Source organism: Limnohabitans sp. T6-5 (assembly GCF_003063315.1).
Lineage (GTDB): Bacteria > Pseudomonadota > Gammaproteobacteria > Burkholderiales > Burkholderiaceae_C > Limnohabitans_A.
In genome coordinates, this window is the sequence record NZ_NERV01000002.1 from 1,273,221 (window position 1) to 1,299,515 (window position 26,295).

Genomic DNA, 26,295 nt, shown 5'->3' on the forward strand with positions numbered 1-26,295 from the left:
CATTTACCCCCATGTGCTGCCTTTGCGATCTCAAAACTTCCTCAACTCTGCCTGCAAGCCCATCTTCGCGCTGGCAAGCTCGCCGTGCGTTCTTGCTGGTTGCAGGCGCCACAGCTGCAGGCACCGCGCTGGGGCAAGTGAATGTGGGTGAATCTTCCAGCATGCGCAATCTGGTGCCTGCGGAAACCCTGGAAGCCTCTGCCCGACAGCAATACAACCAAGTGCTTACCGAAGCACGCAACAAAGGCGCATTGGCCCAAGAAGGTCACCCTCAATTGCAACGCCTGCACGGCATCGCCCAAAAACTGATCCCCCACGCAGCGCAGTGGAATCCCCGCGCGCGCAGTTGGCGATGGCAAATCAACCTGATTGGCAGCAAACAGCTCAACGCATGGTGCATGCCAGGGGGAAAAATTGCTTTCTATACGGGCATCCTGGAACAGCTTCAGTTAAATGATGACGAGGTCGCCATGATCATGGGTCACGAAATGGCCCATGCCCTGCGGGAACATGCCCGGGAACGACTGGCCAAAAGCCAAATGACCAGCATGGGCCTGTCGATCGCATCCCAGTTGCTGGGTCTGGGTTCATTGGGTGATGCTGCAGCCAACCTGGGAACGCAGTTGTTGACACTCAAATACAGCCGGGACGACGAAACCGAGGCCGATCTGGTGGGGCTGGAGATCGCCGCTCGGGGCGGTTACCGCCCAGAAGCGAGCGTAGCCTTATGGAAGAAAATGCTCGCGGCCAATAGCAACGGCAGCCCTGCCTTCTTGTCCACACACCCCAGCGGTGCCAACCGTATCCAGGAACTCGAAGCCAACTTGCCCAAAGTTCAGCACCTGTACGAGCAGGCCAAGCAAGGCTGATTCAGCTCAGCGTTCTGGCTTGATGTCGGGGCCTTCGACCACCAACCTGCTCAATGATTTGCTCAGGTCCCACCGACATACGGATTGCTTTTGCGCTCCCGGCCAAACGTGCTCTCCGGGCCGTGACCGGGAATGAACACCGTGTCATCACCCATGGGCCACAGACGCTCTGTGATGCTGGCAATCAGATCAGCGTGGTTGCCCTGCGGAAAATCGGTCCGCCCGATGCTGCCTGCAAACAGCACATCTCCCACAAAGGCACGTTTGATTTCAGGTGAATAAAACACTACATGACCGGGCGTATGACCCGGGCAATGACGCACCTGCAAGGTGTGACTGCCCAGCGTGACCGTGTCTCCATCGGCAAGCCAGCGTGTGGGCTTGAAGGCCCGGGCAGGCGGAAAACCATAACCCGCAGCAGCTTGCGGCAGGCCATCAATCCAGAACTGGTCGCCCGGATGCGGCCCGATGATGGGCAACTGCAAATGCTCCGCCAGATCGGCCGTCCCTGCTGCATGGTCCACATGACCATGCGTGATCCAGATTTGTTCAAGCTTGAGATCGCGTTTTTGCACTGCGGCCAGCAGCACATTCAAATCGCCCCCCGGGTCGATCACTGCCGCCTGACGGGTCTGATCGTCCCAGATCAGAGAGCAGTTTTGCTGAAAAGGGGTGACGGGGATGGTTTGGTATTGCAGCATCCTTAAATTATCGCGGATGGTTTAGGCGTACAGTGGCCTCAGTCAGCGCCTTTTGATGCCCCCGCCAGCGCGCTGCAACGATTGCTTATTTGCCACACTCTTCGCCCGGCTACCTGACCAAGCAGGAATGCATTCCGGTTTTAGGCGTGGATGACTTGCTCATCCGCTCATTGCTCGACAAGAACCAGTTTCATGATCCGCAGGATAAGGCGCTCAATCTGGGCATTTCCGCGGCCACCTGGCCCTTGTTTGGCCTCCTCTGGCCTTCGGGTGCGCGCATGGCAGAGCGCATGGCGCTGCGCCCAGTCACAGGCGAACGGATTCTGGAGATTGGTTGCGGCCTGGCCCTTTCCAGTTTGGTGGCGCACCGGCGTGGGGCTCATGTCACGGCCAGCGATTGCCACCCTCTGGCCCACGCTTTTCTGAACCACAACACGCAACTCAATGGCTTGACGCCCATCACCTATAACCATGGCTTGTGGGGCACGGCAGCCAAGCGCGAAGACGGGCAACCCGTGCTGACGCAGGCGGAGGACGCAGATGTGAACGGTGTGTTTGACTTGATCGTGGGCAGTGACATCTTGTATGAGCGCGATGACGAAGGCACGCTGGCGAGCTTCATCGACGCACATGCAGCTTTGACCTCCGAAATTTGGGTGGTGGACCCGAACCGGGGCAACCGCTCAGCCTTTCACAAGCACATGGCCCGGGCGGGCTTTGCCATGTATGAACAGGTGCTGGACCACGCAGCGCACGATGACATAGCCGCCTACAAAGGCCGCATGCTCACCTATACGCGCAACGTTTGACCTTGAGCTCATCGAGGCAACCATCCCAACCCCTTGGCGTGCAGACTCTGGATGTAGAGCCGATCGGCCGATTCGGTTACGCCCGTGCTCTCGGGGTACTGTCCGCTCGGGTCTTGCAGGTCGTTGACCACCTTGCCGTCTTCGGTGAAGGCGATCACATGGCCATAAGCCTTGGGGATGGGCCACAGCGCGCGCGGCAGGCGCAATGTGACTTTGCGCATGAACGGTTTTTGTGCCAGCTTGTCGATGGTCGGATTGCGCGGCTTGGCAAAGCCCAGCCAAATCTTGCCATCTAGCCCCCGCATGAGGTTATCGGGATATCCAGGCAAGTTGTTGAACAGCACGCGGGCCTGCTCGCCGCCCTTTTTCGCATCCAGAACCTTCACATCCACACCTTGCGCGTTAACGTCGATCTTCCAGACACGGTATTTCCCCGTCTCGTTCACAAAGAGGTGCTTTTCGTCCTGGCTCAGCGCCACACCGTTGGCAAAGCTGAGGCCACTGGCCACCACGCGGGTTTGGCCGCTGGCGGGGTCAAACTCCAGCACGCGCCCCGTGGCAGTCTGCTCCAGGATGTCGAGCACGCTGGCCTCAAAGGTGCCACCCCAGTCTTTGGGGGCAAAGCGGGTGGACGCGTCACTCAGGTAGATCTTGCCGTTTTTGGCGACCACCACCGCGTCGGCGTAGCGAATCGGGTCGGGCTTGCCGTTCACACTGACGTGGTCGGTGAGCAGCTGGATCGATTTGTCAGGCGCGATGGACAGCAGGCCTTTGACCGCGTCAGCAGCAATCAAATGGCCTTTGGCGTCAAAGTCAAAACCCAGCACCCGGCCGCCCGTCTGGGCAAAGACTTCTTGCTGCGTGCCGTCAGGCTGCATGCGCAAGATGCGGCCGCTCTCCACCGTGGTGTAGAGCTTGCCGTCTGGCCCAATAGCGATGTGCTCCGGGCCCGCCTCGGCGCCCAGGTCGATCATGTTGAGTTTGGCCAGTTTGTCGTTGACCGCATGAGACCCCGCATAGCCGGGTGCTGTGGGCGCGTCCCAGCTGACCGGCTCGATCGGTATGGGCCACAGGCAAAAATACGCCAGCCCAGCCAGCACCATCACACCCCAAACACCCAACAACTTATTCATCATGTCTCCGTCTGACCCCACAAGGGGCCGCGCAAGCCATTGAAACAGCTTCAGGCCCTCATGGCCTCAGAGCAAACCCTCGTCAGTGGGGTGACACCCGGCGCATCAGCGGACACGTCGCCCCTGCATCCATTGCCTGTAAGCGCGTGCCCCCCACATGGCGCTGACTTGCGACACCAACAAGGCCCAGACCGGAGACACCCCGGGCCGGGGTGGGCGCTGTTGGCTCAGGCGGGTCAACTGGTACTTGACCGCCCCCATGTGCGCAGCCGCAGCCAAGCCTTTGTTTTTCCAGGTGATGGGGTGCAGCAGCATGGGCACCGTGGTTTGACCCGCACGCCATTGACGGGGCAATGCGGGCTCCAGCGCCAAGGCCGTGGCGATGCCCACCATGGCCACTCCGCTGTCCAGCACTTGCTGCGCCACCTCGGCCCTGCGGATACCGCCTGTGACCATCAAGGGCATGGCAGCCACGGCCACGATGTCGCGTGCGAACTCCAGGAAGTAGGCTTCGCGTGCCAACGTACGCTCGTCCCTGGACGTGCCCATCATGGCCGGGGCCTCGTAGCTGCCGCCCGACAACTCGACCAGATCCACACCCAACGGCGCCAGCATCTGAACGACCGCACGAGCGTCATCGGGTGAAAAACCACCTCGCTGAAAATCAGCCGAATTGAGCTTGACGGACACCGCAAAGTCGGGGGCCACGGCGGCACGCACCGCCTGCACAACGTTGAGCAACAAGCGGGCCCGGTTGTGCAGGCTACCGCCCCACGCATCCTGTCGGTGGTTCGACAAGGGTGAAAGGAATTGGCTGAGCAAATAGCCATGCGCTGCATGGATCTGCACGCCCGTGAACCCGGCCCGTTCGGCGAGCAGGGCGGTGGCCACAAACCGGTTCTTGACGTCTTCGATGTCGTCTTCGCTCATGGCCTTGGGCATGGCAAATCGATTCGATTGCGCCCCCAGGTTGAGCGCCACGGGCGATGGGGCCACCGTCTGCTGGCCCAAGGCGGCGGGCATCTGGCGCCCCGGGTGGTTGATCTGCATCCACACCTGTGCGCCCCGCGAGCGGCCCACTTGGGCCCAAGCCTTGAAGCGGTCCAGATGGGCCTCGTCTTCAAGCACCACGCCACCAGGGCCGGTCATGGCACGGGCGTCCACCATCACGTTGCCCGTCAAGATCAAGCCGGCTTCCCCGTCGGCCCAAGCCTGGTACAGGCGCAACAGCGCAGCAGAGGGCGCATGGTCGCTGTCGGCCATGTTTTCTTCCATCGCGGCCTTGGCGATGCGGTTGGGAATGGTGACGCCGTTGGGCAGCAACAGGGGCGTGAACAGCGGCATGAAGGTGGGCTCCAGAAAATTCAGATCAGATCGAGAAGTCGTAGCCAATGGTGATCGGCGCGTGGTCAGAGAACTTCTCGCCCTTGTAGATGTGTTCGGTGCGCGCCTTCTCGGCCACGGCGGGCGTGGCCAAGTGGTAGTCCAGACGCCAGCCGACGTTCTTGGCATAGGCTTGTCCCCGGTTGCTCCACCAGGTGTAGCAATCGTCGGTGGTTTCGGGTTTCAAGCGGCGGTACACGTCGACCACGCCGCCCTCGGTGGTGAGTTGGGTCATCCACTGGCGCTCTGCGGGCAGGAAACCACTGTTTTTCTGGTTGCTGCGCCAATTTTTAAGATCGGCTTGCTGGTGGGCGATGTTGACGTCGCTGCACACAATGAAATCACGCTCGGCTTTGAGGGTCATCAGGTGCGGATACATCTTGTCCAGAAAACGGTACTTGGCCTCTTGCCGCTCTGGGCCCGATGACCCGCTGGGAAAATAAACGCTGATGATGGACAACTTGCGAGTTGGCGTATCGAAGCGAGTCTCCACATATCGGCCCTCGGCGTCGAACTCGCCCCTGTCAAAGCCGATGACCACGTCGCTGGGCTCGTGGCGGGTGTAGATGCCCACGCCCGAGTAACCCTTTTTCTCGGCAAAGTGGAAGTGGCCCTTTAGGCCGGCGAGTTGTTCAAACTTGCCCGCCACATCTGAGGCATGGGCTTTGACCTCTTGCACACAAATACAATCGGGTTTCTCTTGCGCCAGCCAGCCTTCGACCCCTTTGGTCGTGGCCGAACGGATGCCGTTGAGGTTGAGGCTGGTGATTTTGAACAAGGATTTCCCCATGGTGACAGGACAGGCAAGCGGCGCCGACACACAGGCGCTCGCTCAAGAATTTGTGCAATTTGCAGTCGACTCGGGCGTGTTGCGCTTTGGCGAATTCAAGACCAAAGCCGGGCGCATGAGCCCTTACTTCTTCAACGCCGGTCTGTTTGACGATGGCGCCAAGCTCGGCCGACTGGCGCAATTCTATGCAAAAGCCCTGCTGGCCAGCGGCCTCGAGTTCGACATGATTTTTGGTCCCGCCTACAAGGGCATACCGCTGGGCGCGGCCGTGGCCATCGAGCTGGCCCGCCTGGGCAAGAACGTGCCCTTTGCCTACAACCGCAAAGAAGCCAAGGACCACGGCGAAGGCGGCTCGCTGGTCGGTGCGCCGCTCAAAGGCCGCGTGTTGATCGTGGACGACGTGATGAGCGCAGGCACCGCCGCCCGTGAATCCATTGAACTCATCAAAGCCGCTGGTGCCACGCCCCACGCGATTGCGATTGCACTGGACCGCCAGGAAATGGCCACCGAAAAGCAAGCCGACGGCTCCGTCAAGGACGTACCCCACAGCGCCGTGCAATACGTTCGCAACACCTTGGGCATGGGCGTGTGCTGCATCGCGCAACTGTCCGACCTGCTGGCCTACCTGTCTGCCCAAAGCGGCAACGAACTGGGCCAGCATCTGTCAAAAGTGCAGGCGTACCGCGACCGCTACGGCGTTTAACAAGCCGAGTCAGCGCCAAAAATGGCGTTGAAACATGTCTGAGCCAACGGATGCAGACTTGTGACTTGTGAACAACTGACACTTTGATTCGTTGTTTTTGATTTCGTCAAATTTAGCAGTTCTCTTTCGAGGGTACTGCTTTTTTTTCGTCTTTATTCAACTGTTCCATGTCTGTCAACCCCCGCATTGCATCAGGAATTGGTGGGTGATCGACTCTAAATTGAGGAAATTCAATGCGTCAGGGTGGGTGTATCTTGAAAAAAATCAACTAACTCATGAAAAAGATGAAAAATTTTTTTTAATTTTTTAGGTCTCATTGAGTTCTTTTAAGAGACTTTAAGTTTTCAATTTTTGATTTTTTCAAGCATTTGACGCGAAAACAACAAAGAGGCGTACCCCAATTGGTGGATTCGCGCCATGAACTTTATCTTGAGAATTTCAGTTTTCATGTACTTGGCAATTTTCTCTTGATGCTCAATATGATTTATCAAAAACGACCTACCAGCAGCGGCCACGGCCCTTTGCTGCGCGTTCGTTTCTGTGCGGGCTGCAAGCAGGTCTGGCAGGTGCTGGGATCACTCGCCATGGCCGGATTGACTGCCCATGCCACAGCACAAACATTGCCCGCAGTGGTCTCCCAGGCACTGCAGGCTTACCCATCGATCTTGTCAGCCAGTGCCAAAACGGCTGCCGCACGGTCTGACATTGCACGCGCTCGCAGTGCGCACTACCCCCAGCTGGGTGTCACGGCAACTGCCAATACCTATGCTTCATCGACGCCTTTGACCCCAAGCCAACGACTGACCTGGTCTCCTACCACCCGTCTGAATCTGTGGTCGGGTGGAAAGATTGAAGCCGATACCCAACGCTCGGAAGCTTTGACCCGGGCGGCCGAGTCCCAGCAAGCCAACACACTGGAAGACGTGGCGCAACAAGCGGCCGAAGCTTACTTGAACTGGGCGAAAACGGCCGACTTGTACAACCTGGCCGTGCGCAATGTGAACTCACACCGCGAAACACTGGAAGACATCCGGAAAATCGCAGAAGTCGACAAGGGTCGGCGTGTGGACTACGAACAGGCCTTGGTCCGGATGGAAAACGCCACGCTGACCTTGCAGCAGCGCAAGTCGGATTTCTCCCAAGCGATTCAGCGCATGACGCGTTACTGGTCCGGCCCCCTTGATGCCCGCCCCACAGGGCTGGATGAAGTCGTATCAAATGTCGGCCCCTTGGGCCGCATGCCCTTGACCATGGCGGGCGCCATGGACATGGTGTCGAATGATCTGCCGGTGATTGCACAAGCCTTGGCACAAGTGCAGGCCGCAGAGGCCGCTGTCCGCATGGCCAAAGGTCAGCACTGGCCCACCGTTGACGTGGCCATCTCCAGACAAGCCGCCACAGCCACTTCGCGCGAAGAAGTCCTCACACAACTGCAACTGAATGCCCCGCTTTATTCCGGCGGCAGCACCTCAGCCGCGGTAGAAGCCGCACAGGGCCAACTGAAATCAGCCCAATTCGCCCTGGATGAAGCCCGCTTGGTGGCCCGCGAAAAAGCCGCATTGGCCTGGCAAGAGTGGGCGTCGGCGCAATCCCGGTCCATCACAGGCAATGCCCAGTCTGATGTGGGCGACAAATTGGTCGAGTCTTACCGCCAGCAGTTTCGTGTTGCTCGCCGATCCCTTTTGGAATTACTGAACATGCAGGCAGATGCCTTTGGCTACCGCTCTTCTGCACGAACAGCTTTTCACGACGAGCGCATCGCTCGCGTGCGTTTGCTGGCCTCTACTGGCGACTTGGCCCGAAGGTTTACCTCTGAACCTGGACTTGTAGTCCAGCCCGGTCGCTGAAGTTGAGTCCTGAATATTTTGATGAATTGATGGTCTATGACTAACTTGATAAATTTTGCGCCACCAGGTGCCGCGGGGCTCAAGTCGGCTCCGGCTGCCATGAAACAAAGCGACGGGATGAACGATCCCTTGCTGATGTGCTTGGCCATGGCGGCCAAGCTGCTGGGCCGTCCTGTGCACTTCCAGGTGTTAAGAGCAGGTTTTGCGCTGGATGAGCGCGGACGTGTGCCATTGGCGGCTTATCCCGACATGGCCCACAAGAACGGTCTGATGGGCGCATGGTCGCGTACTCGCATAGCAGACATCCCGCACTACGTCTTGCCCGTGCTGATGTCACTGACCGATGGACGTGCCTGTGTCTTGCGCCACATTGACGGTCAAAATGCGGTCGTCTGGTGGGCCGAAAGTGGCATGGAAGATCAGATGATTTCCTTGGCCGAACTTCAAGGCCTGGCGCGCCCCGAAGTGTTGGCACTGAAATTACCCCCCAAACGCCATGACCAAACCCTGACGCCCATCAAAGGGGCCGCCTTCAGCTGGTTTTGGGGCACGCTGTGGCGCTTCCGTCACTTTTACGTCGAATCGATGATTGCCACCGTGGTGGCCAACGTGCTCACCCTGGCGAGCGTGTTCTTCACCATGAACGTCTACGACCGAGTCGTGCCCACCAGCGCTTACGCTTCTTTGTGGACATTGGCCATTGGCACCTCTGCGGCGATTGTCATGGAGTTCATCATGCGCTGGCTCAAGGCCCGCTTGGTGGATTTGGGCGGGAAAAAGGCAGACCTGGCCATCAACGCCATTTTGCTGCGCGAGATCATGGCCATTCGCCTGGAGCACCGTCCTCAGTCGGTGGGTATTTTTGCCAGCTCCATGCGGGACTTCGAATCGCTGCGCGACTTCTTCTCCTCCGCCTCACTCGTGCTGCTGGCCGACATGCCCTTTGTCTTGATGTTCTTGGCTTTGATCGCTGTGGTCGCAGGCCCGTTGGCATGGATTCCAGGCTTGACGGTGCCCGTGCTGGTGATCATCGGCCTGGCTTCGCAAAAAGCATTGATGACCGCCATGCGTGAGAACATGAAAGAGTCTGGCGACAAGCAAAGCGTGCTGGTCGAGGCCGTACTGAACTTGGAACTGCTCAAAGCCCACAACGCTGAGAGCTATTTGCAACGCCGCTGGGAAATGTCCAACCTGGCTGGTGCCGATGCCTACAAACGCACCCGCAGCCTGAGCAACTGGGTCATGGGCCTGACCACTGCCGCCCAGCAATTGGTCACTGTGGGCATGGTGGTGGCCGGTGTCTACATGATCCACGCCAATGCATTGACCGTCGGTGGATTGATGGCCGCTGTGATTTTGTCGGGGCGTGCCCTGGGGCCATTGGCCAGCGTGATGTCTCTGGCCACTCGTTACCAACAAGCGATCAGCTCACTGGACACCCTGGATGGCCTGATGAAACGCCCTCGGGACCGCATCCATGGCCGCAACTACGTTGTTCCTGAAGTCATTCACGGGGGGCTGCAAGGCGAAGCTTTGGAGTTTGCCTACCCCGGCCAGCACAAGATCCCTGTGATCAAGAAATTGTCGATCAACATCGCTCCAGGTCAAAAAGTGGCCATGCTGGGCCGTGTAGGCAGCGGCAAAAGCACTTTGCTGCGCCTCATGTCCGGCCTTTACTTGCCACAAGCTGGCAACGTGCGACTGGATGGTGTCGACTTGCAGCAACTCGAACCCGTTGAAGTCCGCAGCCGCATCGGTTATGTGGGCCAGGATCCCCAGTTGTTCATGGGCACGCTGCGCGAAAACATGGTCTTGGCTGACAGCTGGATCAGTGACATGAAGATCACGGAAGTGCTCAAAACGCTGAATATCTATGACATGGTCGCCAACCACCCCTTGGGGTTGGACATGCCCATCACCGAAGCTGGTGGCGGCCTGTCGGGCGGCCAGCGTCAGCTGCTGTCCATTGCCCGAATGATGCTGCGCAACCCGCAATTGGTATTCATGGACGAACCTACGGCCAACATGGACCAAAACACCGAAGCACGCGTGATTGCCGTGCTCAAAGATTGGTTGCATGGACGCACCCTGCTGATGTCCACGCATCGCCCCCAATTGCTCGAATGGGTTGACCTGATCGCCGTCATCGACAACGGTCAATGTGTGGCCTTGGGTCCCAAACAAGAAATGATTGAAAAGCTGTCACGCGGCATTGATGTGAACGGCTCACGAGCCCAGGGAGCTGCGGCATGAAGTTCAAAAGCAACAAAAAAACCAAGAGCTTTCAAGGCTCGGGGTTTGGCATCGACACCGTCGAGGACGACGAGCGCCGTGCCAGCAAAACCCTGGTCTGGATGACCGGCTTCACCTTGATCGTGGCACTGGTATGGGCCAGTCAATTTGACCTGGACGAAATCACTCGTGGTCAAGGCAAAGTCATCCCGACCAGCCGCGAGCAAGTGATCCAAAGTCTCGACTCTGGCGTGCTGAGCGAAATGCTGGTGCGTGAGGGCAGTGTGGTTGAAAAGGACGAGGTTCTGCTGCGCATTGACGACGCCCGCAGCGGCGCTGTGTACCGCGAATCCCAAGAAAAATACCTCGCTCTGGCGGCCATGGCGGCCCGACTGAAGGCCGAAGCCTACGGCACAGCCCTGACATTTCCGCGTGAATTGAATGCATTTCCCGCGCTCATGCAACAAGAACTGCAAGCATTCAATGCACGCAAACGCGCTTTATTCGAATCACTGCATGCATTGGACAGTTCATTGGCCGCAGTCACGCGTGAGCTGAACATCACCGAGCCCATGGTCAAACAAGGCGTCATGTCTGAAGTTGAGCTGTTGCGCTTGAAACGTCAGGTGGCTGACTTGCAAGGCCAGCGTGCTGAACGACAGAACCGTTATCTCACAGATGCCAACAACGAACTGGTACGCGTGGCCTCCGAACTGTCACAGACCAAAGAAAACACGGCAGCGCGTGCCGACGCACTGATGCGCACCACCATCAAGTCCCCGATGAAAGGTGTCGTCAAAAACGTCCAGATCACCACTGTGGGTGGTGTGGTTCAAGCTGGCCAGCCCATCATGGAAATCGTGCCCACCGAAGATGAAATGCTGGTCGAGGCGTACATCAAACCCGCTGAAGTCGCATTTTTGAAAGTGGGCCAAAAAGCCACCGTGAAACTGACCGCCTATGACTTCAACAAGTACGGCGGCCTGGAAGGCGTCTTGGAGCACCTGAGCCCGGACACCATGCGTGATGAAAAGCAACGCAAGCCTGGCAACCCCATTGAGCTGGAAGAAGGCCTGTACCGGATCATGGTGCGCGTCAAGGAGCCTGAAAGCATGCGCCACGGACTCAAACTGATTCCCTTACCGGGCATGACCGCCACGGTCGAAATTAGAACTGGCAAAAAGAGTGTTCTCGAATACCTCTTCCGCCCCCTGCAAAACGTCTCGCAAGCTTTGCGTGAACGTTGAAGCCAACAAACTCAGGAGATAACTATGAGTGAAGACCACACCATGTCGATCGAAGAAATCATTCCTTCTTCAGATTCCTTGCCCACACTGAAACGCAAAACCGAAATGAGCGCCCCCCAATTTTTAAGCACTGCAGAAGCCGCCCGAATGTTGGGACTGTCCACCACTTTGGTGCAAACACTGGTGGATCAAGGCGACCTCAAAGGCTGGAAAACCAGAGGAGGCCATCGCCGAATTTCCATCGAGTCGATTCTTGACTACCAGAATGCATCACGCAGCGTGTTGGGCACTTTTGCCAAAACCGCCATCAGGCCACGGGTCACGGTGGTTGTTGAAACGGCATCCTTGCTCTCCGAACTGATCAAAGCGCATTCTCTTTGGGACTTCGCAGTGGACGTCACCTTCTTTGACTCGGTCACAGAGGCCTTGCTGGAACTGTCAAGCAAACGCCCAGACATGATCGTGGTAGAAATGTCAATGCCGCGTGCACAGCAAGAAAAAACGTTTCAAGCCCTTGAAAATTTCAATCAACGTGGCCGCACGCCGCTGTCTGTGGTACTAATAAGTCAAGAAAAAGGGTTAAGCTCTTCCATACAAACAAGTGCCCCCTCAACGATCCAGGTGATTTCTGGTCCCTTGAATCCTTTATGGATGCACGCTTACCTGACAGGAGTTGTCGCCTCATGCCGGAACTGATGCTCACTTCATTTTCTAAAAACTCATCTTTGTCGAGAACACTGGCACGACCAGGGCACAACAAAAATTTGTTACAAGCCAACCGTGACGCCCTCGCATTGCTGGGGCTAGGCAACGAAACCACCACCGACTTGAAAGGTCAGGTGTTGCGTCAGATGCGCTTGGCCCAGAATCTTGATCCTGCCGTTCTGGCAACAGAGGCCTGCATTTCCTTGGCGCAGCTTTATGAAATTGAAAAAGGCATTGACAGTCTTTTCTATTCCGACACCTTGCGCCAACAAGCGGCACGCCGCGTTTCGCAACTTTTGAGTATTGACTGGGATCAGATCGACGAAAGCGATCTGGGCATCCAAACGGCCACCAATGTGGTGAGCCTGCAGCGTGGCACCGTGGTCAGGGGGCTTATCCCCGCCGTAACTGCCCCCACCCCGACATTGACTTTAGCCGCTTCCCCGGCTGCCTCTCCAATTGATATTGCCGTGAATTCTCACAACGCCAATGAGGGGGCCGCACGCATGGCTCCTGCCCATCTTCCCGCTTCTGCGCCGACCACATTTGCCTTAGGCCTGTCCACGCCTTCTGCAGACACGGCACCCACTGAGCCCACTGAAAACGTGCCTGTCAGCGCACAGGCAAACGTGACCGCCTCCAGCCATACCATCTGGTGGCTATTGGGACTGATCTGCGTGGCTGCTGCCTCCTTTTTTGTGGCCGAGCAAGAAGGCTACGTGCGCCAATATTGGCCCGAGTATTACCAACTGATCAGCCAACTGCATCTGGCCTTCTGAGATTTTCGCTTCTGTCCAGCAGTTTGCAGCCTGCAAAAGGCGCCATCCCGCGTGTGACACGCACACACCCACTCTGCTCAAGTCAGTTCATCCTGACACAGCCCCAGCCCCGCACGCAGCAGATCCACTTCTGATTACAAGTCGTCACGGCCAATATGGCTGTTGCCGACTTGTTGCCCTCCCCGTCTGTTCGCAGACTTGTGCCAGCAAGTCATGGAACCTTTGGGCGACACCCTTGTTGGCAGTCTGTGTCAAATAAACAGACTCTCATTGGCGCACAATCTATCCAGATGCTGGCATCAATCCGTATTGATTTTTCGACCTGAAACGCAGCGCTTCTGCTCTCCGCTGTTGATGTCCTACAGTTCCATTGGTCACTTCATTTCAACGGACCTTGGCACACTGTCAGCGGCGGCCTTGTGGGGTATCAGCTTGATGACTGTTGTACATGCCCAGGCGGTCCCCGACGAAACCACGCCGTTGACTGCGCATGCAGGCTCCTCGGTAAACGCCAGCACAATGCCCTCAGCATTTTATCGATTCTCTTCACATGGGTGTGTTGATCAATGTGAATGGTCCCGAGAGTGTGGCGTTCGGTCGAGACTACCAAGCACAACGAAAAATTCCCGAAGGCAACATGCTTCAAGTCAGCCTTTACCCGTGCACCTCGATCCTGAGCTAAAGAGTACTTCTCAGCATTCCATACTCAGTTGGAACACTGGGCGAATGACCGGCTTGAAGCCTTGCTATCCATTTGGCGCCAACCTTTCGCTGTGGAGTGCATGTCCATGACGGGGGCTTTGACTTTGGGCTTTGATGATGTCTATTGCGCCAATGGCTAAAGAAAGACCAAACCCTCTGCTTATTACCGCTCGATAGAGAACTACCCCTGGCAACACTTACGCATGCGACCCAACATGATGCTGGCCACCGCCAACTTGCAAAACACGAAGGCATTGATTGACCGTGGTATCGCGGCAGACGCCAGTCATCTCATGGACTTAGACTACATCTTGAAAACATCTGACACTGCACGCAATGCTCGCATTGCGATCACATTGCGAGGTTCTGTTCTACTTCACAGGCCTCACATCGGTTTCTCATCTGAACACCAACGCGTACTTGCCTTATTCTGTGGGCGACCATTTGACGTCTTATGGTGACGTAGTCACCGCTCCACACAGCCAAATAACGTCACTCGAACAGCTCAATCTAGGACTGACTGGCAGCTATGGCACAGAGGTGGAACCGTGTAACTTTCCCGAATAATTCCCCAACCCTCTGGTGATCTTCAGCGTTTATGCGAGCGGCAACACCCTTCACAGAAGCTTATTGGAAATGTGTCCAGATGCGCGGCCAAGGGCCTTTGTAGAGCTAACCTCTGGCACGCCCGTATGGACCTTGAACGCGCGCGTCGGTGACACGGTGTAACTCCTGACGTGCTGGGCATATGGCAAGCCACCAACCTTATGCTTATCGTCGGTCAAAGTAGCCCAGGCTGTGCGCTCGCTCATCCTTTTCTCACACTGAAGTGCGTTCTCTGTTCATATACAGAACCACCATCACGATTCATTTCAAAAAACATCGGGCGCAATCCAGAATTTTGTAAATCCACTGCTAGAATCGCGGCCTTCAGTTGTTCCTCGATAGCTCAGTCGGTAGAGCGCCGGACTGTTAATCCGTAGGTCCCTGGTTCGAGCCCAGGTCGAGGAGCCAAATTTTTTGGCTGCAATTGAAATTCAGGAGTGGTAGTTCAGTTGGTTAGAATACCGGCCTGTCACGCCGGGGGTCGCGGGTTCGAGTCCCGTCCACTCCGCCAGATTTGACCATGCGGGAATAGCTCAGTTGGTAGAGCGCAACCTTGCCAAGGTTGAGGTCGCGAGTTCGAGCCTCGTTTCCCGCTCCACATGGTCCAAGCAAACTTTCAAATCCCACAGACTGTATTGGCAAGACGTTAATAGAGTTGCAAGGCGTATTACTCAGACGCTGTGCAACTCTCCCCGTTTTTCTTTTGCCTATCTGCACTGCTGCGCTTTTCTGAAAAAGTCAACATACATCTTTTCTGACACCAACAAAAACGCCACCGCGAAGGGTGGCGAAATTGTGTTTTGGTGCGGCTGGCGGGGATCGAACCCACTTTGGGGCAAAACCTCTCGCAACCCGCGCCACTGTTGCACTTCGCAAAAGCCAGCAGGTTAAAAAAAGTCAAAAAGTGGATGACCCAAGTGGATGACACCCGTCGGGCAGTCTAACTCAGTCCAAAACTAGCTTCGACTATCGCTTTCATTCAACAAACGCACGCGTTCATCCGTTCTCAGGGCAATATCCCGGCGGTGCTGATCACGTTCCAGCTTGTCCATTCTTGCTCGAATCGAATGATATGCAATTTTGCACGAGGCATCATCCGAGGCTGAAGCATTCAGGCTCTTGGCATTTCGAAGAATATCAACCGCTTCAATGCGGCCATCCTCACGCAACGCTTCCTTTTCACGGAACTTGTAGAGACGCATGGCCCCGGCAGTAGCTGCACCGATTAAAGGCAACACGACAAGCCAAGTGCGTCCAACGCCTGCAAATTGTTCAGCATTTAGCAACGCGGCGAAAGCGGCACTGACTATTGAAGCTGCAAATGTCAATGTCGCGGCAACATGCCATGCGACATAGTGAAACTTTTGGGCGCGCGCGTAATACGGAATTTCCCTTGTGTTGATCTCGTTTATGAGTTCGTTAAGCAAGAGGCGATGCGGTTCAACTCGTTGGGAGTCCTGCATTTTGTCGCTCATTTTTCCTCATCTTCTGCGAATTTGATAGGCACAGGGTAGGTCGGATCGTAAATGCCAAAAATCTCCACTTTATCCGTACCCAATCCGAAGAATATTTGATATTGAGGATAGGCATAGAGCCGTTTCAATCCACTCCGAGACGATGTTATGACTACATCACTTCCAAATCGCTCTGTTATTTCCTTGGAGTGGCCACCGATTCCAATACCCTGCAAAAAGTGTACTGAATTAACGTTTGCTCCATGGAGAATTACCCCCCTTACTTTTTCGTTTTTGAATCGTACTGTTGCGTTCATTTCATCCGCAACGTAGTCATAAGAAAGACCACTTTCTGGCACATCTTCTTTTGCTGGAATTCCCCTTTTAAAGCGAACATCTTTTACGGTGTCGCCAATCTTCACATCCCAGAGTTCGGATTGCTTTGTGGGTCTGTTGGAATACCAATCCCAAGCCCAAATGGAAGCGCCTCCAATTGCAAATACACCAACAAAAATTGCCAGACTGGGAACGGCAAACTTGCGCCAATTCCACTTACTTCGCGTAGCGACGATTAGTGCAACTATCGCAATGGCGGCGCCAACTGCAAATAGCCCAGTTCCTGTTCCCATGGTTTCCCCGTATTTTGTTGTTTCAGTCTGCATTGTGCCGCGATAAAAATCAGCACCCAAAATATGGGCCAACTATTAGCGAGGACCGCTGCTCGGCCGACGAGCAACGGGCTCACTTTTGATAGGTGAGGAACTCTGAGGGGTTGCGACTTTCTGCTGCCTACCCATTAAAGGCGCAAGTTTGCTTTGCGCCTTCAATCGTTGCCATTCTGCGGCATCCCGCTGCCGCAACTCCCTGCAAGTTTCCCGCCATTGCGTCATCTCCGCCGCGTGCGCCTTCAATGTTCGCTGGTGCAGCGTCTCGATGCCAAATAGTGTTCCGAGGACGTTAACGGCCCCCTCAGCGATGCCGCGTGGTGGCAAAGGTGGCTTGGGTGCGGGTGGCAGCTTGACACGCTCAGGCAAGCTTTTAGCCGCATTGACAGCCCCATAAAACTGCCGCACCTCGGAATGCTTCGCTTGACTGCCGGGCTCTCCCCTGCGGATGCCTAGCGGCGCCAACGCTTTCCCGTATCCGGTTTGCAGTTCTCGCAACCGCTCCCGATCAAACAGGGCTTTGCTGTTGAGCTTCCACACGCCCGCCGCCGACTTCACACGCGGGACCACCAGCAAATGGGCGTGAATATTTTGCTCATCGGCATGGATGACAAACGAGGCGAGTTGATCCGGCCACTGCCGCTTTGCCCATCCCAGGGACGCTGCCGCCCATGCCTTCACCTTGCTCGGCTCAAACACGCCGCCCATGCTCTCCCGCCCGGGCCGAAAATAGCTCGGGCTGGCGGAGAGCACGATCTCGCGGCACAGCACGGTGTCGCGGTTTCGCCGCTCGGCACCGTCGAGCAGGTGGCGGGCCGCTTGGTATGGCGTCTTTCCATCGGCTAGGTAAAGCACCAGCGGCGCGACGCCATCCGGGTCCGCGTTGGGCGTTGGCTTCTCTCGCATCGTGTGGGCCGAAGATGCTGCAATCGCCGCCATGGCTTTGGCCTTGCGACGATCCACCCTCAGCACGGCGTAGGGGGCAGCGGCTGGGTGCGGTGTGCTCATGCTCAATTCATATCGCACGCCGCCAGAGATTGCACGCCCGGCCATCAGATGGTCGGTCTACTCACTACACCGAGCAAGCTCGGTTCTGTTCGACCCACCCCCGGCCCCGCCTTGCAAGGTCTGGGAGCAAGGCAGAGCGTGCCATGCCCAGACCATCCCCCTGCCTGCTGCACGGGGGTCGTCTGGGCATTGGCGGCACGCTGGCATGCCGAGGCCACAGCATCGAGGCCGATCCTGTTAGCCTAGGCATGGTGTGGATTTTGGGCGGCACGGCGTGCGCCCGGACGTTTGCGAGACACTCAAACGGTCAGATGCCGGGATGCTTTGCCCCGTGGTGCAGATTGGCCGAGCCTGCCGCTTGTGCGGCACCCACTAGCGCCGCAGCCGCTCTGTGGGCGTTGATGAGGCCCCGAACATGGAGCATATGCCACCGCAGCTTTTCCGCCCGGCTCAGTCCATTCAATTTTGCATTGGCTGACTTGGGTGCCGGGCTGTTGTTGTAATTATTCAAAGCAGGGTGTCGAGCACCTGCTCTGCATGGTCTTCCAGTTCTTCAAGCGTCATCGAGTCAACGCTGCCCCACGAAAGGTCAATTGCTTTAATCAACGGGCTTATGGGCATGGCCGGACTCCTAGTCTGCTCGTTCACCATGACGCGGGCCAAATATTTTTTCAAGAGCCATTCGGCGGTGGCTTGCTATTCGCGTTGGGTTTGGTAAGACAGTCATCGGGCTGGGCATGCGTCAACCGAAAGGCTTCTCGATCCACCAGTCTGCCGAGGGTCAGGGGGCCAAGCAAAATGCAGCGAGGATGGTATCTCGGGGAAGCTGCACCGAAGCCGATTCAGACCGGCCCCGAGGGAGTGCCAAGACTCCGAATTGATAAGCTGGTGCCACTTGGTTGGCGCATCACCCCGCTAATGGTGTATCCATTCGGGCACGGCACCAAGGACTTGCATAAGTCCTTAGGGTAAGCCATGCCCGCACAGGTTTAGGAGCAGAGGCCCCGAAGGGCCCAACAGCCAAAAACCAAAGACAAGAAAGCAAGAGGGTTGAGTTTGGCAAAGCTGCGATCAATGCGACTTCCAAAGAGGGAAACTCAATTCACTTTTGTTAGCAGACCATGCAACTCACACGGAGCGGGGTTCCGTTTGCATAGCAAACAAAATGGGCGGCGCTATTTTTAGATTTTCTTCGCGGGCTTTGCATTAGCCTTTTTCTCCGCCTCGGCCTTCGCTTCGGCCTCTGCTTTTGCCTTGGCCGCAGCTTTCTCCGCCTTCTTTTTCTTTTGCTCTGCCTGCTGGATGATTCGCTTGGCGATGATGGGCAAGAAGTCGTCTTGCGAAACTTTCAGCCTCTCGAAATCGATGCCCTCATATGCGAGCCGGCTGATGGCTTCATGTAGGTTGGGCACCGTCAACTCGCTTGCATGGATGTAGTCGTCATGCGACGACAACCGCGTGTCAATATCATGTCCAACCATGGCACGCTTCAAACCGTCATTCACGCCCTTGCCAGTCAACGCCGTCACGACGGTGTGCCGGAAGGAATGAAAAACTTTCAGCGGGTCAACAATGTTGACGTCTGGCAGATCGAGATAGGTTCCAAACATGCGGGTCATGTTTTTGCGATACCCATTGGTGCCGGGCTGAATGTGGGGAAATAGCTTGGTGTAGCCCGCCCTAAGTAGGCTCATGCGATATTCCACAAGACCCAGATCAATCAGCGTTTGATGCAGCGGCACCCGCCGCTTTGCGTTGTCGGTTTTTCCCTTCAATATGTCAATGATCCATATACCCTTGACCGGATAAATCTGACCCACATCTAGACTGGCAATCTCTTCGGCGCGCGCGCCAGTGAACAACGCAATCAGAGGACACCAATAGAAGTCGGGAAGTTTCAGCTTCTTTCGATAGAGGGCTGGCTGAAAGATTTTTTGCAGTTCTTCCACCGTGAATGGCTTATACGACTCTGACTTGTTGTCTGCGTCAACGATATACAGGTTCTTAGCCGGGTTCACCATATTCACTATATCGTTGCCGTTGCAGTATTCGAAGAAGCCGTTCAGGATGGTGATATGGTCATTTACAGTGTTGGCCTGCCGACCGAGAGCTAGCAAACCCTTTTTGTAGTCCGTCAGTGTTTTTGCACTCACCATGGCAACGTCGATATTGCCGGTTGCCTTGATAAACCCATTGAGCACACCGCTATGTTTGCGCCACGTAGAGTCTCTTAGCGTTGTCTTTCGCTCCATCATGAAGTCGTATTTGGCCTTTTCCAACGTGGTGCCGCATTTCGCCATAGGCAGCACCGCAGCGATGCCCGCCGCCGCTTGTATTTGTCTGGCCGTTGCCATCCCTGCCAAGATCGCGGGCAGTTGTGCCGCTTCCTCGGGCGTGTCCGCTTGGACAATCCCTTTGTCCAAATCAATATTGATTTTTTCCCGGATGCCTTGCTTTGCGTCCGGTTTGAGCAGATGCGAAAAATCCGCAAGAGTCGGATTCGACAAGAACTTAGCACTAACCATTGTTGCCTCCACAGCAAGGGACAGGGACAAGGCGCGCTGGCGCGCGACTATGCAATCTTTGGTTCTTAGGCTTCGCCTGAACTCTGTTTTTCCAACTAGCTGCCGCAATGCTAACGGAACAATCAGTCGGAAATAGAAAACGCCGCAGCGGTCGCGAATCAGGCGGGGGGTTTTGATGCTCACAGACAGGCTCCTGAATGGAGCTGGATGAGCGAAGTGGATGATAGCCAGACCCGAATCGGCTGCTAGGCCGCATGGGGACTGGGTTTCAAAAAGTGGTGCGGCTGGCGGGGATCGAACCCACGACCCTTGGCTTCGGAGGCCAATACTCTATCCACTGAGCTACAGCCGCATTGTCTGTGAACGGTTTATTATCTCACGGCTTGAGTTTCAGACTTGTCTTTGCAAGCTTAAACGAAGGGTGGCCCGCTATAATGCTGGGTTGATTCCGGTCAATCTCCTGGCCCAAGCGGTCAAGCCCTACAAGAGGATCTCATGAGCGACAACAGCCACGATCAACACGAAGCCCACACCGGTCCGGTGAAAACTCCCAAGCAAATGCTTTTGCTCAGCATTGCATCGTTTGTCATTCCGGTGTTCATCATCATCGGCTTGGTTTTTTACGTCACCTCGGCCAATAAAACAGCGCCAGGTGCCAGTGACGCCGAAAGGGCTGTTGCTGAACGAATCCAAAAAATCGGCTCTGTGGAAATTCGTGATGCCAATCGCCCCTTGAAGTCGGGTGAAGAAGTTTACAAAGCCCAATGCTCTGCTTGCCATGCTACAGGTGCTGCTGGCGCACCTAAGATTGGTGATGCAAGCGCTTGGGGGCCTCGCATCAAGCAAGGTCTGGCGACTTTGGTGAATTCTGCGCTCAAAGGCAAAGGCGCCATGGGAGCACAAGGCGGTGGTGACTTCAATGACACAGAGATTGCCCGCGCTGCGGTTTACATGGCCAACAATGGCGGTGCAAAATTTGATGAGCCCAAGGCACCTGCCGCCGAAGGCGATAAAAAATAAAGCCTTTTGGCTTGAAAAAAAACCGGCCTGATGGCCGGTTTTTTTTATGCCCTCAGAGCGATAAAGTTTGCTCTGCTTGCGGGCTGATCACATATCCATAACGACTCGGCAATTCGTCTGAACGACATTCTTCAAGCGTCCACACACCTTGAGTGACAGCATCGGCCACCAAGCCCACATCCATGGTGTGCACCAGTCCCAAGCCAATCGAGGTACGCAGGTAAACACGTCCCTGCTCATCCAGAAGACAGGTCAACACTTGTGTACTTTGCCCTGTTTGCGAAGTGGGCTCAAACTGCTTACTTAATCGCCAGATATGCGGTGTCGACTCCAGTTCAACATAGACCCGTTGTGGTCCGTTTTGAAAGAACCAGCGTCCATGTGTGTCAACATCAAAATTGCGATGGATAAAATCAATCAGTTTTTCATGTTTCAAGAGCGAACCCTTCGCTCCGGAATGACCGCTTTGAAAAGCACCCAATGCCTGCACTCTGTCATCACGCATGTACCATTGCCCACGGTTATCAAGTCCCAGCCAACCAAAGCAATCAGGCACATGAGGCCATTTGATCATTGCCTGGCGAACAATGTCATCCATGGAACAATCCCTCCTGTTGGTGTTTCAAGCCAGCAATGCCCAGTAACCATGCACCCACCGCATCAGGCAGTCCTCGGACATGGCTGGGCCAATTGCCTTGTGCGAAACCCACATGACCTCCTTGCATTGGTTGCCACAGTGTGACTGCATCAGACACATCTGCAGCCTTGGGCAAACTGGCAGCAGGTACAAAAGGGTCATTTTGGGCATTGAGCACCAGTGCAGGTATGCGAATGTGCTTCATCAAGGGTTTTGCTGAAGCTCGCTGCCAATAATCATCGGTATTGAGAAAACCGTGCAACGGTGCCGTGAAGACATTGTCAAACTCGTATAAATCGCTTGCGGCCATCAACTTTTGACGATCAAACAATCCAGGGTGCTGCATCCATTTCGCCAATGCTTTTGGCTTCATCGTCCGAAGAAACATGCGCGTATAAACCTGCTTGTTAAATCCCCGACCTATAGCGCGGCCGCTTTGCGCCAGGTCCAGTGGAGAGCAGATGGAAGCAACGGCCTCTGCAACCTGTGCTGCTTGCTGACCATGCTCCCCAGCCCAACGCATCAGCGCATTACCGCCCAATGACACCCCAGCAGCGACCAAAGTGTGGCCACCACTGGATCGATGCTGCCGACGCATTCGTTCGAGAATCCAATTTATCTCCTCATGATCCCCGGAGTGGTATGCGCGAGGTGCCCGATTAAGCTCCCCACTGCAACCTCTGAAATGTGGCAATGCAAAATTCATATCATGCGCGGCCGCCCAATCGGCAAATGCCTGTGCGTAATGACTTTCAGACGAGCCTTCCAGACCATGAAACAACACAAACAATGGGCGGTTTTTCTGGCTGGCATGCTGCCAATCCACATCCAAAAAATCGTGGTCTGGGGTATTCCAGCGTTCTCGTGTCATGACAACGGGAGGTGCCCAACGACGCTTGGCATAGAGCGCAGACCAAATGGTCTGTGCATGTCCGCCCGGTAACCAAAAGGGTGATTTGTATTGCATGTATCTCAGTGCAGCATTCTGGGACTGACGCCAACTTCAACCAAATCATACGCCGTACCGGGACTGGCATGGTGTGTCACCATGCGCCAGCCTTGCGGCGTCTTGTGATATACGTTGGTGGCAATTACATAGGCTTGGCAAGCCCCGTTGGGCGTGATGACTTCGATACGCTCCACCATATGGTGAACTGCACTGGCCAATGAATGCACTTTACAAACCCGCTCTGGGTGCGCCTGCACACTGCCATTGGCAAACATGGCCTCAAATACAGCACGAATCGCCCTTGCCCCGATATGGCTAGGCCCGCCTGGGTGAACGCACACAATGTCGTCCTCTTCTGCCCAACACCCCATCAGTTGCTGTATGTCAGCGTTGTGCAACGCTTCGTAAAAAGTTTGTTCGATGTCGTCTGGCGTACCACCCACAATGGCAGCTTGCAGTTTGGCTCGGTTCATGGGCTTTCGATGAATACTCTGGCAAATTTACATTTTGCCGTTTTGTATTGAATCAGACTGTGTGCAGGCATACCTTCTACGTACTTAATACCGGTTTTTAAATATCTCCAACATTTGGTTTACTCCAACCCGGTTACGACTCGAAAAAAAACCCGGTCACAATTCAGTGCCGGGTTTACTGGTGGCATACATTGCTGTGTAACCACCCTCTGAGATCAGAGTCTTATTTTTTTCGATAACGACGTAAAGCTGACAATTGTGCCGCCAACACGACCAACTCGTTTTGAGCACGGGTCAAGTCGATTTCACTCTTGGCGTCACGCAATGCTTCTTCAGCTGCTGCCTTGGCTGCATTCGCTTTTTCTTCGTCGAGGTCTTTGCCGCGGATCGCAGTGTCAGACAGCACGGTCACGCAGTCGGGCTGCACTTCCAGAATGCCACCGGCCACGAAAACGAATTCCTCGCCACCGTCGGCCGTCTCAATGCGAACCGACCCGGCCTTGATGCGGGTGATCAGCGGGGTGTGGCGTGGGTAAATGCCCAGCTCGCCAGACTCACCGGGCAAGGCCACAAACCGGGCTTCACCCGAGTAGATGGACTCTTCGGCACTGACCACATCAACGTGGATGGTGTTCATGATTACTCCTTAAAAAGGTGCGTTCAAGCGGGCTAAGGGGAGACTGAATCAGCCGCCCCATGGCACTGCTTTACGCAGCCTTTTTGGCCTTTTCGAAAGCTTCGTCGATGGTACCGACCATGTAGAAAGCTTGCTCTGGCAGGTGATCGCACTCACCAGCCACAATCATTTTGAAACCACGGATGGTTTCGGCCAGTGTGACGTACTTGCCGGGCGAACCGGTGAACACTTCAGCAACGTGGAATGGCTGCGACAGGAAACGCTGGATCTTGCGGGCACGGGCCACGGCCAACTTGTCTTCAGGCGCCAAGTCGTCCATACCCATGATGGCGATGATGTCGCGCAGTTCACGGTAACGCTGCAAAGTGCCCTGAACAGCTCGGGCTGTTTCGTAGTGGTCTTGACCCACAACCAAAGGGTCCAGCTGACGGCTGGTGGAGTCCAGTGGATCGACCGCTGGGTAAATACCCAGCGAAGCGATATCACGAGACAACACGACGGTGGAGTCCAAGTGAGCGAAAGTGGTCGCAGGCGATGGGTCGGTCAAGTCATCGGCTGGCACGTAAACGGCTTGGATGGAAGTGATCGAGCCGACTTTGGTCGACGTGATACGTTCTTGCAAACGGCCCATTTCTTCGGCCAGCGTAGGCTGGTAACCCACAGCAGAAGGCATACGGCCCAACAAGGCGGACACTTCGGTACCGGCCAGTGTGTAGCGGTAGATGTTGTCCACGAAGAACAACACGTCTTTGCCTTCGTCGCGGAAAGATTCGGCGATGGTCAGACCGGTCAAGGCGACGCGCAAACGGTTGCCTGGTGGCTCGTTCATTTGACCGTACACCATGGCCACTTTGGACTCAGGCAGGTTTTCGAGGTTCACGACGCCGGAGTCGGCCATCTCGTGATAAAAGTCGTTACCTTCACGGGTACGCTCACCCACACCAGCGAACACGGACAAACCGCTGTGCGCCTTGGCGATGTTGTTGATGAGTTCCATCATGTTCACGGTTTTGCCCACACCGGCACCACCGAACAAACCGACCTTACCGCCTTTGGCGAACGGGCAAACCAGGTCAATCACCTTGATGCCGGTTTCCAGCAGTTCTTGCGATGGGCTCAGTTCGTCGTAAGCAGGGGCTTTACGGTGAATGGAAGCAGTGAGTTCCTGGCTGACAGGACCGCGCTCGTCGATGGGCGCACCCAACACGTCCATGATGCGGCCCAATGTGGCTTTGCCGACAGGCACTGTGATGGCCTTGCCGGTGTTGGTCACCATCAAGCCACGACGCAGACCGTCGGATGAGCCGAGCGCAATGGTACGCACGATGCCGTCGCCGAGTTGCTGCTGCACTTCCAGGGTCAGCGCGGAGCCTTCCATTTTGAGTGCGTCATAAACCTTGGGCATCTGGTTACGTGGAAACTCCACGTCGACCACAGCGCCAATACACTGAACAATTTTTCCTTGGGCTTGCATTTTTCGCTCCAAATAATTTGAATTTGCAGAACTGGGAATCAACCGCTGATCGCGGCTGCGCCAGAGACGATTTCCGACAGTTCTTTGGTGATGGCGGCTTGACGGGTCTTGTTGTAGACGAGTTTGAGTTCGCCAATCACATTGCCAGCGTTGTCTGTCGCGGCCTTCATGGCCACCATGCGGGCTGCGTGCTCAGAAGCCATGTTTTCGGCCACAGCCTGATAAGCCAAAGCTTCTGCATAACGGATCAACAGATCATCAATGACAGATTGCGCATCGGGTTCATAGATGTAATCCCATCCATGGTTTGATCCTGCGGCCTTGGTTTCAGCTTCCATTTTGGAAGAAGACAAAGGCAGCAACTGGTCAATGGTGGGTACTTGTGCCATGGTGCTGACAAACTTGTTGTAGCACAGGTACACAGCACTCACCTCGCCAGCGGTGTAGGCGTCGAGCAGCACCTTGACGGGACCAATCAACTTGTCCAGATGAGGCTTGTCGCCCAGATGCGTCACATGTGCCACCACTTTCGCATTGACGCGGTTCAGGAAACCCAAACCTTTGCCGCCAATCGCCACAGCCTGAGGCGTCTTGCCTTCAGCTTGCACTTCCCGCAATTTACCCGTCACAGCGCGCAACAAGTTGGTGTTCAAGCCACCGCACAAACCTTTGTCCGTCGTGACCACAATGAAGCCGACGGACTTGCCGTCGTTTTGCTTCATGAAGGCGTGCACGTACTCAGGGTTGGCCTGCCCGAGATGAGTCGCAATGGTGCGAATCTTCTCGCTGTAAGGCCGGGCAGTGCGCATACGCTCCTGCGCTTTGCGCATTTTGGAGACGGAAATCATCTCCATGGCCTTGGTGATCTTCTTGGTGTTTTCCACCGATTTGATCTTGGTGCGTAGTTCCTTGCCCGATGCCATCAGCGGCTCCTTTTGATCAGGTAG

24 protein-coding genes and 4 tRNA genes are annotated in these 26,295 nt (G+C 55.7%); 12 read left to right on the top strand and 16 right to left on the bottom strand.

Annotation, left to right across the window (positions count from 1 at the left end):
• Window positions 1–11 precede the first annotated feature (11 nt).
• Window positions 12–869, top strand: a complete 858-nt coding sequence (locus tag B9Z51_RS11650) for a M48 family metallopeptidase (RefSeq protein WP_108374690.1) — start codon at window positions 12–14, stop codon at window positions 867–869.
• 62 nt (window positions 870–931) lie between these two features.
• On the opposite strand, the gene B9Z51_RS11655 is transcribed toward B9Z51_RS11650, so the two are convergent.
• Complete coding sequence (locus B9Z51_RS11655) at window positions 932–1,570, bottom strand: MBL fold metallo-hydrolase (RefSeq protein ID WP_108374692.1); 639 nt, start codon at window positions 1,568–1,570, stop codon at window positions 932–934.
• Window positions 1,571–1,659: 89 nt separating this feature from the next.
• Between B9Z51_RS11655 and B9Z51_RS11660 the strand changes: the two genes are divergently transcribed.
• Window positions 1,660–2,379, top strand: coding sequence for a methyltransferase (locus tag B9Z51_RS11660; RefSeq protein ID WP_108374694.1), 720 nt, complete (start codon window positions 1,660–1,662; stop codon window positions 2,377–2,379).
• An 8-nt stretch (window positions 2,380–2,387) separates the two neighbouring features.
• On the opposite strand, the gene B9Z51_RS11665 is transcribed toward B9Z51_RS11660, so the two are convergent.
• The 3 genes from B9Z51_RS11665 to B9Z51_RS11675 form a co-directional block, all read right to left on the bottom strand.
• Window positions 2,388–3,515: an SMP-30/gluconolactonase/LRE family protein gene (locus tag B9Z51_RS11665; protein ID WP_199227508.1), complete on the bottom strand. Its 1,128-nt coding sequence runs from the start codon at window positions 3,513–3,515 to the stop codon at window positions 2,388–2,390.
• Window positions 3,516–3,617: 102 nt separating this feature from the next.
• On the bottom strand, window positions 3,618–4,856 hold the full coding sequence (locus tag B9Z51_RS11670) for an NADH:flavin oxidoreductase/NADH oxidase family protein (RefSeq protein ID WP_108374696.1): 1,239 nt from the start codon (window positions 4,854–4,856) through the stop codon (window positions 3,618–3,620).
• A 25-nt stretch (window positions 4,857–4,881) separates the two neighbouring features.
• Complete coding sequence (locus tag B9Z51_RS11675) at window positions 4,882–5,673, bottom strand: exodeoxyribonuclease III (RefSeq protein WP_108375029.1); 792 nt, start codon at window positions 5,671–5,673, stop codon at window positions 4,882–4,884.
• A 10-nt stretch (window positions 5,674–5,683) separates the two neighbouring features.
• Here B9Z51_RS11675 and pyrE point away from each other — a divergent pair, with 10 nt between their 5' ends.
• The 9 genes from pyrE to B9Z51_RS11720 all read left to right on the top strand — a co-directional run bounded on the left by pyrE (window position 5,684) and on the right by B9Z51_RS11720 (window position 15,104).
• Complete coding sequence (gene pyrE, locus B9Z51_RS11680; RefSeq protein ID WP_108374698.1) at window positions 5,684–6,388, top strand: orotate phosphoribosyltransferase; 705 nt, start codon at window positions 5,684–5,686, stop codon at window positions 6,386–6,388.
• Window positions 6,389–6,867: 479 nt separating this feature from the next.
• On the top strand, window positions 6,868–8,235 hold the full coding sequence (locus tag B9Z51_RS11685; RefSeq protein ID WP_158272878.1) for a TolC family protein: 1,368 nt from the start codon (window positions 6,868–6,870) through the stop codon (window positions 8,233–8,235).
• Window positions 8,236–8,352: 117 nt separating this feature from the next.
• Window positions 8,353–10,488, top strand: coding sequence for a type I secretion system permease/ATPase (locus tag B9Z51_RS11690; RefSeq protein WP_158272879.1), 2,136 nt, complete (start codon window positions 8,353–8,355; stop codon window positions 10,486–10,488).
• Window positions 10,485–11,714, top strand: coding sequence for an HlyD family type I secretion periplasmic adaptor subunit (locus B9Z51_RS11695; RefSeq protein ID WP_108374704.1), 1,230 nt, complete (start codon window positions 10,485–10,487; stop codon window positions 11,712–11,714). The genes B9Z51_RS11690 and B9Z51_RS11695 overlap by 4 nt, the downstream gene beginning before the upstream one ends.
• Window positions 11,715–11,738: 24 nt before the next feature.
• Entirely contained in the window at window positions 11,739–12,410 is a 672-nt protein-coding gene (locus tag B9Z51_RS11700; RefSeq protein ID WP_108374706.1) for a helix-turn-helix domain-containing protein, read from the top strand.
• A 68-nt stretch (window positions 12,411–12,478) separates the two neighbouring features.
• Window positions 12,479–13,198 (top strand): RodZ family helix-turn-helix domain-containing protein, encoded by a 720-nt coding sequence (locus tag B9Z51_RS11705; RefSeq protein ID WP_146187753.1) that lies wholly within the window; start codon window positions 12,479–12,481, stop codon window positions 13,196–13,198.
• 1,640 nt (window positions 13,199–14,838) lie between these two features.
• Window positions 14,839–14,914 (top strand) — tRNA-Asn (locus B9Z51_RS11710).
• Window positions 14,915–14,940: 26 nt separating this feature from the next.
• Window positions 14,941–15,017: transfer RNA gene (locus B9Z51_RS11715), tRNA-Asp, on the top strand.
• A gap of 11 nt (window positions 15,018–15,028) precedes the next feature.
• A tRNA-Gly gene (locus B9Z51_RS11720) sits at window positions 15,029–15,104 on the top strand.
• Window positions 15,105–15,462: 358 nt separating this feature from the next.
• On the opposite strand, the gene B9Z51_RS11725 is transcribed toward B9Z51_RS11720, so the two are convergent.
• The 6 genes from B9Z51_RS11725 to B9Z51_RS11745 all read right to left on the bottom strand — a co-directional run bounded on the left by B9Z51_RS11725 (window position 15,463) and on the right by B9Z51_RS11745 (window position 20,510).
• Complete coding sequence (locus B9Z51_RS11725) at window positions 15,463–15,981, bottom strand: hypothetical protein (protein WP_108374710.1); 519 nt, start codon at window positions 15,979–15,981, stop codon at window positions 15,463–15,465.
• Window positions 15,978–16,661, bottom strand: a complete 684-nt coding sequence (locus tag B9Z51_RS11730; protein ID WP_146187754.1) for a hypothetical protein — start codon at window positions 16,659–16,661, stop codon at window positions 15,978–15,980. Before B9Z51_RS11730 ends, B9Z51_RS11725 begins: the two co-directional genes overlap by 4 nt.
• A gap of 3 nt (window positions 16,662–16,664) precedes the next feature.
• Window positions 16,665–17,633, bottom strand: a complete 969-nt coding sequence (locus B9Z51_RS11735; protein WP_158272880.1) for a plasmid recombination protein — start codon at window positions 17,631–17,633, stop codon at window positions 16,665–16,667.
• A 507-nt stretch (window positions 17,634–18,140) separates the two neighbouring features.
• Window positions 18,141–18,308 carry a hypothetical protein gene (locus B9Z51_RS18430; protein WP_158272881.1) on the bottom strand — a complete coding sequence of 56 codons (168 nt, stop codon included), beginning with the start codon at window positions 18,306–18,308 and terminating at the stop codon, window positions 18,141–18,143.
• 506 nt (window positions 18,309–18,814) lie between these two features.
• The gene (locus B9Z51_RS11740; RefSeq protein WP_146187755.1) at window positions 18,815–20,341 is read right to left on the bottom strand and encodes a site-specific integrase; all 1,527 of its coding nucleotides are present in this window, start codon (window positions 20,339–20,341) and stop codon (window positions 18,815–18,817) included.
• A gap of 93 nt (window positions 20,342–20,434) precedes the next feature.
• Window positions 20,435–20,510: transfer RNA gene (locus B9Z51_RS11745), tRNA-Arg, on the bottom strand.
• Window positions 20,511–20,653: 143 nt separating this feature from the next.
• Here B9Z51_RS11745 and B9Z51_RS11750 point away from each other — a divergent pair.
• Window positions 20,654–21,178, top strand: a complete 525-nt coding sequence (locus B9Z51_RS11750) for a cytochrome c5 family protein (protein WP_108374718.1) — start codon at window positions 20,654–20,656, stop codon at window positions 21,176–21,178.
• Between the two features lie 52 nt (window positions 21,179–21,230).
• On the opposite strand, the gene B9Z51_RS11755 is transcribed toward B9Z51_RS11750, so the two are convergent.
• The 6 genes from B9Z51_RS11755 to atpG form a co-directional block, all read right to left on the bottom strand.
• Window positions 21,231–21,776, bottom strand: coding sequence for a DUF2946 family protein (locus tag B9Z51_RS11755; RefSeq protein ID WP_108374720.1), 546 nt, complete (start codon window positions 21,774–21,776; stop codon window positions 21,231–21,233).
• Entirely contained in the window at window positions 21,769–22,782 is a 1,014-nt protein-coding gene (locus B9Z51_RS11760; RefSeq protein WP_108374722.1) for a YheT family hydrolase, read from the bottom strand. The genes B9Z51_RS11755 and B9Z51_RS11760 overlap by 8 nt, the downstream gene beginning before the upstream one ends.
• A 5-nt stretch (window positions 22,783–22,787) precedes the next feature.
• Window positions 22,788–23,237, bottom strand: a complete 450-nt coding sequence (locus tag B9Z51_RS11765) for a nuclear transport factor 2 family protein (protein WP_108374724.1) — start codon at window positions 23,235–23,237, stop codon at window positions 22,788–22,790.
• Window positions 23,238–23,460: 223 nt separating this feature from the next.
• Window positions 23,461–23,874, bottom strand: coding sequence for a F0F1 ATP synthase subunit epsilon (locus B9Z51_RS11770; RefSeq protein WP_108374726.1), 414 nt, complete (start codon window positions 23,872–23,874; stop codon window positions 23,461–23,463).
• 70 nt (window positions 23,875–23,944) lie between these two features.
• Window positions 23,945–25,348 carry a F0F1 ATP synthase subunit beta gene (gene atpD / locus B9Z51_RS11775; protein ID WP_108374728.1) on the bottom strand — a complete coding sequence of 468 codons (1,404 nt, stop codon included), beginning with the start codon at window positions 25,346–25,348 and terminating at the stop codon, window positions 23,945–23,947.
• Between the two features lie 38 nt (window positions 25,349–25,386).
• Window positions 25,387–26,271, bottom strand: coding sequence for a F0F1 ATP synthase subunit gamma (atpG, locus tag B9Z51_RS11780; RefSeq protein ID WP_108374730.1), 885 nt, complete (start codon window positions 26,269–26,271; stop codon window positions 25,387–25,389).
• Window positions 26,272–26,295: the final 24 nt, after the last annotated feature.